The 8,836-nt window shown below is 66.5% G+C and carries 8 protein-coding genes and 1 pseudogene; 2 read left to right on the top strand and 7 right to left on the bottom strand.

Going from position 1 to position 8,836, the window contains the following annotated elements:
- Window positions 1-45: 45 nt before the first annotated feature.
- Window positions 46-795 carry an SDR family NAD(P)-dependent oxidoreductase gene (locus tag OCH239_RS15945; RefSeq protein ID WP_037264779.1) on the bottom strand — a complete coding sequence of 250 codons (750 nt, stop codon included), beginning with the start codon at window positions 793-795 and terminating at the stop codon, window positions 46-48.
- Window positions 792-3,080, bottom strand: a complete 2,289-nt coding sequence (locus OCH239_RS15950) for a bifunctional salicylyl-CoA 5-hydroxylase/oxidoreductase (RefSeq protein ID WP_037264781.1) — start codon at window positions 3,078-3,080, stop codon at window positions 792-794. The genes OCH239_RS15945 and OCH239_RS15950 overlap by 4 nt, the downstream gene beginning before the upstream one ends.
- Window positions 3,081-3,212: 132 nt before the next feature.
- Between OCH239_RS15950 and OCH239_RS15955 the strand changes: the two genes are divergently transcribed.
- Complete coding sequence (locus OCH239_RS15955) at window positions 3,213-3,665, top strand: acyl-CoA thioesterase (protein WP_051489528.1); 453 nt, start codon at window positions 3,213-3,215, stop codon at window positions 3,663-3,665.
- 5 nt (window positions 3,666-3,670) lie between these two features.
- Window positions 3,671-4,063, top strand: coding sequence for a RidA family protein (locus OCH239_RS15960; RefSeq protein WP_425280291.1), 393 nt, complete (start codon window positions 3,671-3,673; stop codon window positions 4,061-4,063).
- 13 nt (window positions 4,064-4,076) lie between these two features.
- On the opposite strand, the gene kynU is transcribed toward OCH239_RS15960, so the two are convergent.
- The 5 genes and pseudogenes from kynU to OCH239_RS15980 all read right to left on the bottom strand — a co-directional run bounded on the left by kynU (window position 4,077) and on the right by OCH239_RS15980 (window position 8,485).
- Entirely contained in the window at window positions 4,077-5,264 is a 1,188-nt protein-coding gene (gene kynU, locus OCH239_RS15965; protein WP_037264785.1) for a kynureninase, read from the bottom strand.
- Window positions 5,264-6,097, bottom strand: coding sequence for a tryptophan 2,3-dioxygenase (gene kynA, locus OCH239_RS15970; protein ID WP_037264787.1), 834 nt, complete (start codon window positions 6,095-6,097; stop codon window positions 5,264-5,266). The genes kynU and kynA overlap by 1 nt, the downstream gene beginning before the upstream one ends.
- 82 nt (window positions 6,098-6,179) lie before the next feature.
- Window positions 6,180-6,698: pseudogene (locus OCH239_RS22170) on the bottom strand (transposase); the annotation flags it as partial.
- Window positions 6,699-6,796: 98 nt separating this feature from the next.
- Window positions 6,797-7,432 (bottom strand): hypothetical protein, encoded by a 636-nt coding sequence (locus tag OCH239_RS15975; RefSeq protein WP_037264790.1) that lies wholly within the window; start codon window positions 7,430-7,432, stop codon window positions 6,797-6,799.
- Between the two features lie 294 nt (window positions 7,433-7,726).
- On the bottom strand, window positions 7,727-8,485 hold the full coding sequence (locus OCH239_RS15980; protein ID WP_084782535.1) for an SDR family oxidoreductase: 759 nt from the start codon (window positions 8,483-8,485) through the stop codon (window positions 7,727-7,729).
- Window positions 8,486-8,836: the final 351 nt, after the last annotated feature.

Below are 8,836 nucleotides of genomic sequence, written 5' to 3' on the forward strand. Positions count from 1 at the left end.
CCGGCGGGGATATTTAGGTCAAGAAGAAGGGGGCGTGCCGAGGCGTCAGACCTCGCCGCCGGCGATGGGGACGGCTTGCCCGGTGATGCCCTCGGAGCCGGGACCGCAGAGCCAGAGGGCGGCGGCGACCACTTCCTCGGGGCGGATCAGGCGGCGCTGGGGCGACATCTTCTCGAGGCTCGCGCGCGCCTCTTCCGGTGACATGCCGGTCTTTTCGGCGATGTTTGTGATGGAGCGCTGGGTCATCTCGGTGTCGAGGAAGCCGGGGCAGAGCGCGTTCGCCGTGATGCCGGTGCGGGCGAGTTCGAGCGCGGCGGATTTCACGAGGCCGATCGCGCCGTGCTTGGCGGCGGAATAGGCCGAGACGTAAGGGTAGCCCTTGAGCCCGGCCGTGGAAGCGATGGCGATGAGGCGGCCCCATTCGGCGCCCTTCAGGCGGATCGCGCCTTCGCGGAGGGTCAGGAAGGCGCCGGTGAGATTCACGTCGAGCATGTACCGCCAGGTGTCTAGGTCGGTTTTCGGGAAGGGCGCGCTCGCCGACGCCCCGGCATTGGCGACGACGATGTCGCAGGGTCCGGTGAAGTCGAACATCGCCTGAACGGCCGTCTCGTCGGTGACGTCGGCCTCGACGGCGTGGATGTTCGGATGATCGGCAGCGAGCGCCTCGAGCGGCTCGGCCCGCCGTCCCGCGACCCATGTGATCGCGCCGGAATCCGCGAAGCCGCGGGCGAGCGCCGCGCCGAGGCCGGCGCCGCCGCCGGTGACGAGGGCGGTTTTTCCGGTGAGATCGGTCATACCCGGATCCCCATGCCTTCGCCGCGCGTCGCAAGACGGCGGAGCTGGTCGCGGCCCGGAAGGTAGGGGAGCGGCCAGGCAATGTCCTCGTCGCCGAGCGCGGCGGCGGCGTGCAGCGTCCAGTAGGGATCGGCGAGATGCGGGCGGGCGAGGCAGACGAGGTCGGCGCGGCCCGCCATCAGGATCGAGTTGACGTGGTCGGGCTCGTAGATGTTGCCGACCGCCATGGTCGGGATGCCGCGCTCGTTGCGGATGCGGTCCGAAAACGGGGTCTGGAACATGCGGCCGTAGACGGGCCGCGCCTCGACCGAGGTCTGGCCGGCCGAGACGTCGACGATGTCGACGCCGGCATCGCGGAACATCTGCGCGATCTCGACGGCCTCCTCGCCCTCGACGCCACGCTCGCCGGCCCAGTCGGTGGCGGAGATCCGCACCGACATCGGTTTCGCTTCGGGCCAGACGGCGCGCATCGCGCGGAACACCTCGAGCGGGTAGCGCATGCGGTTCTCGAGCGATCCGCCGTACGCGTCCTCGCGGATGTTCGACAGCGGCGAGATGAAGGACGACAGGAGGTATCCGTGCGCGGCGTGCAGCTCGGCCATGTCGAAGCCCGCGCGGGCGGCCATCCCGGTCGCGGCGACGAACTCGTCCCGGATCCGGTCCATGTCGGCGCGGTCCATCTGCCTCGGGGCGGCGTTCCGGTCGGACCACGGGATGGGAGAGGCGGACAGGGTGGGCCAGCCGCCGTCGGCGAGCGGCGCGTCCATCTCCTCCCAGCCGAGCTGGGTCGAACCCTTGCGCCCCGAATGACCGATCTGCATGCAAAGCTTCGCATCCGTCTCGGCGTGGACGAAGGTGCAGAGGCGCGTCCACGCGGCCTCGTGATCGGGTGCGTAGAGGCCGGGGCAGCCGGGAGTGATCCGGCCCTCGGGCGACACGCAGGTCATCTCGATGTAGACGAGGCCCGCGCCGCCCTTGGCGCGCTCGGCGTAATGGGCGAAGTGCCAGTCGGTCGGGCAGCCATCCACGGCCTTGTACTGGGCCATCGGCGAGACGACGACGCGGTTCTCGAGCCGCATGTCGCGCAAGGCGAAGGGTGCGAACATCGGCGCGCGGTGGACGCCGTTGGCGCCGGCCTGCGCCTGGAACCATTCCTCGGCCGATTGCAGCCACGCGGGGTCGCGCAGGCGCAGGTTCTCGTGGCTGATCCGCTGGGAGCGGGTCAGAAGGGAGTAGGTGAACTGCACCGGATCGAGATGGAGGTAGCGCTCGACCTCCTCGAACCATTCGGTGGAGTTGCGGGCGGCCGATTGCAGGCGGAGGACGTCGGTGCGGCGCTCTTCCTGGTATTTCTCGAAGGCGTCCTCCAGCGAGGCTTCCTTGGTGACGAGGTCGGCGAGCGCGATGGCGGATTCCAGTGCGAGCTTGGTGCCGGACCCGATCGAGAAATGCGCCGTGGCGGAGGCGTCGCCGAGGAGGACGACGTTCTCGTGGTGCCAGGTCTCGCAGAGGACGCGGTTGAAGTTCAGCCAGGCCGAGCCGCGCAGGTGCTTCATGTTCGACATGAGGGCATGGCCGCCGAGGTGATCGGAGAAAATCCTCTCGCAGGCCGCGATCATCTCATCCTGTCCCATCGTGTCGAACCCGAGGCCGCGCCATGTGTCCTCGGCGCATTCGACGATGAACGTCGCGGTGCCCTCGTCGAACTGGTAGGCGTGGGCCCAGATCCACCCCGCGTCGGTCTTCTTGAAGATGAAGGTGAAGGCGTCGTCGAACTTCGCATGCGTGCCGAGCCAGACGAACTTGCAGGCGCGGGTGTCGATCTCGGGTCTGAAGGCGTCGGCGAAACGCTGCCGCGTCTTCGAATTGATGCCGTCGGCGGCGACGACGAGGTCGTTGTCCTTCATCAGGGCCTCGATGTCGTCCACCTCGGTCTCGAAGCGCAGCTCGACACCGAGCTCGCGGGCGCGGTCCTGCAACAGGAGCAGCAGGGTCTTGCGCCCCAGACCGCAGAAGCCGTGGCCGGTCGAGGTGATCTCGGTGCTGTCCTTGATCACCTTGATGTCGTCCCAGTAGGCGAACTGGGTCCGGATCGCCTCGGCGCTCCTGGGATCGTTCTCGGCGAGATTGTCGAGTGTATCGTCCGAGAGCACCACGCCCCAGCCGAACGTGTCGTCGGCGCGGTTGCGCTCGAGCACCGTGACCTGCGCGTCCGGTTGGCGCAGCTTGAGAGAGATGGCGAAGTAGAGGCCGGCGGGGCCGCCGCCGAGACAGACGGTCTTCATCGCGCGCTCCTGTCATGTGGTATCTGGCACAATCCCATTCACCCAAAATCATTTCAAGCCTAAAACTTTAGGCTTGAAGTTTTTTGCATGCTGCCGGAGATTGAGCGGAAACGGCCGAAGGGGGATCGCCTGATGATCACGAGCGGGGAGGCGCAGACGGACGGGGCGCCATACGCGCTGCAGATCCCGGTGATGTTCCAGCACTGCGATCCCGCGGGGATCGTGTTCTATCCGCGGTATTTCGAGATGATCAACGCGGTCGTCGAGACGTTCTTCGAGCGCGCCGTCGGCTGGTCCTTCGCAGAGATGCACGGGACGGACCGCGTCGGCGTGCCGCTCGGCCGGATCGGGACCGAGTTCCATGCCGCCTCACGTCTCGGCGACGTGATCGACTGGACGCTCGCCGTGCGGCATCTGGGGGGGGCGAGCATGAACGTGGAGATAGCGGCCACGTGCGAGGGCGAGGCGCGGCTGAGCGCGGAGGCGGTACTGATCCTCGTCGATCTCGACCGGATGCGGTCGATCCGTTGGCCCGAGGCGCGGCGCGCCGTGTTGGAGACTTTCGTGAAGGAGACGGAGACGTGAGCACGATGAACATTCACCCCGAAGGCTGGAAGCCCGCGAAAGGCTACGCCAACGGCGTCGTCGGCGAGGGGCGCGTGCTCTTCGTCGGCGGGCAGATCGGCTGGACCGCCGCGCAGGTCTTCGAGGTGCACGATTTCATCGGGCAGACGCGGCAGGCGCTCCGGAACGTGGCGGACGTGGTGCGCGCGGCCGGGGGCGAGGTCACCGACATCGCGCGGCTCACCTGGTACGTGACCGACAAGACGGAATATCTTGCCCGGCAGAAGGAGATGGGCGCGGCCTATCGCGAGGTGATGGGCTACCACTTCCCGGCGATGACGATGGTCGTGGTGGCGGATCTCATCGAGGACGAGGCGCTGGTCGAGATCGAGGCGACGGCGGTCCTGCCGGCGGAGTGAGGCTGGTACCCGGTCAGGTGACCCGGGAGCGTTTCTGGTAAGCCGGGTCGCGCCAGAGCTCGTTGCCCAGCACGTCGGCCAGCACGTCCACCGCGGCCAGCACGTCGTCTTCGCCCAGATAGAGCGGCGTGAAGCCGAAGCGCATGATGTCGGGCGCGCGGAAGTCCCCGATCACGCCCCGTGCGATCAACGCCTGCATCGCGGCATAGCCTTCGGAGAAGCGGAACGACACCTGGCTGCCGCGCTTGGCGGGATCGCGGGGAGAGGCAAGCTCAAGCGAGGGGCAGCGCGCCTCCACCTCGGTGATGAAACGCTCCATGAGCGCGATCGCGGCGCTGCGCACCTCGTCCATGTCCACACCGTCCCAGACCATCAGCGCCTCTTCGAGCGCGGTCATCTGGATTACGGGAGGCGTTCCGACGCGCATCCGCTCGACGCCTGGCGCGGGACGGTAGTCGATGTCGAAGGCGAATGGCGCCTCGTGGCCGAACCAGCCCTGCAATGCGGGCTCGGCACTGTCCGCGAGATCGGGCCGGACGTAGATGAAGGCCGGGGCGCCGGGGCCCCCGTTGAGATACTTGTAGGTGCAGCCGACCGCGAATTCCGCGTTTGAGGCGGTCATGTCCACCGGCACCGCGCCGGCGCTGTGCGCAAGGTCCCAGATCATCACCGCGCCGGCATCGTGTGCCTTGGCGGTGATCGCGGACATGTCGTGACGACGGCCGGTCCGGTAGTCGACCTCGGTCAGCATCACCGCGGCGACCTCCTCGCCGATGGCGCCGTCGACCTCCTCCGGGGCCACCACGCGCAGCTCGTGCCCGCGTCCGAGCGTCCGAAGCAGTCCCTCGGCCATGTAGAGGTCGGTCGGGAAGTTGCCGCTGTCCGAGATCACCACGCGCCGGTCGGGTCTCATCGCGAGCGCCGCGGCGAGGGCCTGATAGACCTTGATCGACAACGTGTCGCCCATCGTCACCGAGCCCTCGGGTGCGCCGATCAGGCCGGCGATGCGGTTGCCGACGCGGGCGGGCTGATCCGCCCATTCAGCGTCGTTCCAGCCGCGGATCAGCATATCGCCCCATTCGTCCGTCACCGTGCCTGCGACCCGCGCCGCGACGCTGCGGGGCAGGGGGCCGAGCGAGTTGCCGTCGAGATAGATCACGCCCTCGGGCAGGTGAAAGAGCTCCTTGCGGGGCAGGGTCATCAGAGTCCTCCACGGACGTGCCAGAGCTCGGGAAAAAGCTCCACGTCCAGCATCTTGCGCAGGTAGGTCACGCCGCTCGTCCCGCCGGTGCCGCGCTTGAAGCCGATCACCCGCTCGACGGTCGTGACATGGTTGAACCGCCAGCGGCGGAAGTAATCCTCGAGATCGACCAGCTTTTCCGCGAGCTCGTAGAGCGTCCAGTGCCGGTCCGTGTCGCGGTAGACCTGCGCCCAGGCGGCCTCGACCTCCGGATCGGCCTGGTGCGGGGTCTCGCGGCGATAAGCCTCCGGCCCAAAGCCGCGGCCGGTCTCGGCGGCCAGCGCCTCTAGCGTGACATGGTAGAGCGACGGACGCGCGAGTTCGGCCTCGAGCCTCGCGTGAAGGTCGGGGCGATGCTCGTGCACCTTCATCATCGAGCGGTTGCGGTTGCCGAGGACGAACTCGATCAGCCGGTACTGGTGCGACTGGAAGCCCGAGGACCGCCCGAGGCTCTCGCGGAACGTCGTGTAGTCGCTCGGCGTCATGGTGCGCAGAACGTCCCATGCCGAATTGAGCTGGTCGAAGATCCGCGCGACGCGCGAGAGGATCTTGAACGCCTGCGGGAAGGCCCCGGAGGCGACCGCGTCCCGCGCCGCATGGAGTTCGTGCAGCGCCAGCTTCATCCAGAGCTCGGACGTCTGGTGCTGGATGATGAAGAGCATCTCGTCATGCGCGTCCGACAGAGGATGCTGCGCGTCGAGAATGCGATCGGTTCCGAGGTAATCGCCATAGCTCATGTCCCGTGCAAAGGACATCTGTGCGCCATCGTCGGACGGATCGAACGCATTGCTCATCAGAGAGCCCTTCGGCAGGATGGACCGGACAGAGGGACGCTAGGGCCGGAGAATACTTACTTCAAGTTTAAAATTTCAAGCTTCAAGAAAGTCGCTGCGATCGGCGGCCGTTCATTGCGAGGGCTCTGTTGCGCAAGGAGGGTGAAGGCCGCACTTCCCCTTTCCCCGGACGCACTTGTCCCATGGGCTCGATGACAGGTATTTCGAGCGCGGTGTAGCTGTTCAGCACGGCGGCGCGGACTTGGAGTTCTGCGACCTAGCGATCGAAGTCGCGCACCGTGAGGCTCTGCCCCGGTAGCTTCACACTATGCATTTTGGTCTCGACGCGGCTTCGGCACTGATACCCGCTCCACCGTCGCCAGATCGCGCAGCCGAGATATTTCGGCGCGTGAAGGGCGTGGCTACGGGCGATCGCGCCCTCGGTCGACCGTTTCCAGGGCTTGGCGGTCTTGCGTGGCGGTATGACGGCATTGGCGCCTCGGTCGGCAACGGCTTCGTGGCCCTTGCGCGTATCATATGCTGCGTCGCTGACAGCCCAAGGATTGTTGGCGAAAACAAGATGATCGACTCCGCCGAGTCGCTGACCTGCTCGCTGATCGTTCTTGGCTCAGGAGGGCCGGGCCCGCCGCCGCCATGGGTCGGAAAATACCCCGTAAGCGCAAGGGGCCGGACCGTCGCACCCGCGCCCGACGCAGCCGCCTATTCCCCGGCGCCGCCGTCGACCTGCTCGGACGGTTCGGGCTCCGGCATCACCAGCGTGACCTCCCCGAGATCGGTGTTGAGGAACCGGTCCCGGTGCTTCAGCCGGCCGTCCGCAATGTAGAGCTTCGAGAGTTGGTAGGACGTCGCCCCGCCCTTCTCCGGCGGCCCCGCGATGAAGAGCGCATCGCCTCCCGTCTCGCTCGGCCCGATCGAGAGGCTCGGGTCGTTCCCGGCCACCTGCGTCAGGATCTTCCGGACCTCGTCCTCGTCCGTCACCCGCTCGACCTTGAAGTAGCAGAGCCCTTCGTAGCTCCCCGCCGCGCCGAAGGTCACGGCTCCCGCGATCAGCGTCACCGGCGCCATAACCACGCTGCCGATGGTTCCGAGGATGCCGCCTGCGCCCGACAGGACCCCGCCGGCCGACGAACCCACAGTCGCGATCCCGGTCGGCGTCATCACGTACTCGCCGACGACATGCCTGCCCGCATTTGCCGCCGTCCGACTTCCCGGCGCGGTCGAGACAGCGCTCCCGGCCTTGCTCATCAGGACCGACGGCTTGTAGTCGCAGACCGCGGCGAAGGAGGGCCCGGCCGCCAATGCAAACGCAGCGGCGAGGAGGACACTGGTTTTCATATACTGCTCTCCCAATAGGTTGCTGGTATCAAGACGCCCCCGGCCCGCGCCTCGTCACTTGGTGCCGCCGGCCCGGCGCGACAAGTCGCCGATGATTGGTAGGAACCCGAGAGGCGCTCCACTCGGTTTTCCCGCCACACTCCTCACCGGTGGGCGACGCCCCCGCCGCGCCTGTCGCCCCCGCGGCCGAGAAAGCCACTCGGTCCGCACAAAAAGAAAGATGCTCGCAGACAGAGTTGGGACAGGCGAAGGAACGGCCGCCAGGAGCCCGGACTTGCCGCGCGCGAGCTCGAGTCACGGCAGCAGTCCACCGGCGACGGTCAGAACTGTCCCTGAAATGAAGGAGGCCTTGGGCGACGCGAGCCACACGGCAGCCTCGGCTATATCTGAGGGCTCGGCGATGCGGCCTAAGGGGGTCGCGGCTGCGACCATAGCGGGCCGATCAGGATTGCCTTCCCGTGCGTGCAAGTCAGTGTTCGTGGTGCCAACCCGAATTGCCGCGACGCGAATGCCCAAGGGCCCCAGCTCTTTACCTGCACCGATGGTCAGTGTCTCGACCGCCCCCTTCGAAGCAGCGTAGTGGACATATTCGCCCGGTGACCCGAGGATCGCGGCAATGGAGGACATGTTGACAATCGCTCCGCCAGCGCCTCCCCGATCGGTTCGCATCCGTCTGGCGGCCTCTTGCAGGCAATACACTGTTCCGAAAACGTTCGCAGCAAATGCACCGGAAAGGGCCTCTTCGGAAACCTCAGTGAGGGTAGCACTTCCTCCGATGATACCGGCATTGTTCACGAGGCATGAAACCGGTCCGAGTGTGCGGTCACAGGCGTCGAACATGTCGGCCACCGACACACGATGGGCTACGTTTGCGCAAACTGCAAAAGCTTGGGCGCCAGCGTCTTTGCACCGAGCGACCGTGTCGGCTGCCCCTGCTTCATCGCTCAGGTAATTCACACAGACATCGTAACCGGCCTCGGCAAATGCCACGGCAGTTGCGGCGCCGATACCCTTGCTGGCACCTGTTACGAGAGCGGTTGGACGTTCAATCATACCATGACGCTACACGTGCTTGACCGATATGCCAGTCCAATCGGGGGCATCTTTGGAATAGCCGGTCCGTCCGCGCTCCGGCCATTCAGGCGAGGCGCAGCAGATGACCGGAGCGAGCCCAACCGATGCCTCCGACGGGCGGTAGCTACCGCCGGCGAGGTAAAACTTTCCCACCACATCGTGACGTCAGTATCGCGCCTGGTTCGACTGGCCCTGGGACGAATGGGAAGTGGGAAACAACGTTCCGGCAGAGCAAACGAGAGCTGCAACGCAGACTGTGCGCAATGGCTACATCTGCTCTCTGGCAAGTTTGGCTCGCCGCGCGGCTTAGGGTCAGGACTTCGGTAACGG

It is taken from the genome of Roseivivax halodurans JCM 10272, assembly GCF_000521785.1.
GTDB lineage: Bacteria > Pseudomonadota > Alphaproteobacteria > Rhodobacterales > Rhodobacteraceae > Roseivivax > Roseivivax halodurans.

What these genes read in the sequence shown, in the direction of transcription:
- OCH239_RS15945 (WP_037264779.1), bottom strand. Translation starts at nt 795, where the DNA reads ATGACCGATCTCACCGGAAAAACCGCCCTCGTCACCGGCGGCGGCGCC.
- OCH239_RS15950 (WP_037264781.1), bottom strand. Translation starts at nt 3,080, where the DNA reads ATGAAGACCGTCTGTCTCGGCGGCGGCCCCGCCGGCCTCTACTTCGCC.
- OCH239_RS15955 (WP_051489528.1), top strand. Translation starts at nt 3,213, where the DNA reads ATGATCACGAGCGGGGAGGCGCAGACGGACGGGGCGCCATACGCGCTG.
- OCH239_RS15960 (WP_425280291.1), top strand. Translation starts at nt 3,671, where the DNA reads ATGAACATTCACCCCGAAGGCTGGAAGCCCGCGAAAGGCTACGCCAAC.
- kynU (WP_037264785.1), bottom strand. Translation starts at nt 5,264, where the DNA reads ATGACCCTGCCCCGCAAGGAGCTCTTTCACCTGCCCGAGGGCGTGATC.
- kynA (WP_037264787.1), bottom strand. Translation starts at nt 6,097, where the DNA reads ATGAGCAATGCGTTCGATCCGTCCGACGATGGCGCACAGATGTCCTTT.
- OCH239_RS15975 (WP_037264790.1), bottom strand. Translation starts at nt 7,432, where the DNA reads ATGAAAACCAGTGTCCTCCTCGCCGCTGCGTTTGCATTGGCGGCCGGG.
- OCH239_RS15980 (WP_084782535.1), bottom strand. Translation starts at nt 8,485, where the DNA reads ATGATTGAACGTCCAACCGCTCTCGTAACAGGTGCCAGCAAGGGTATC.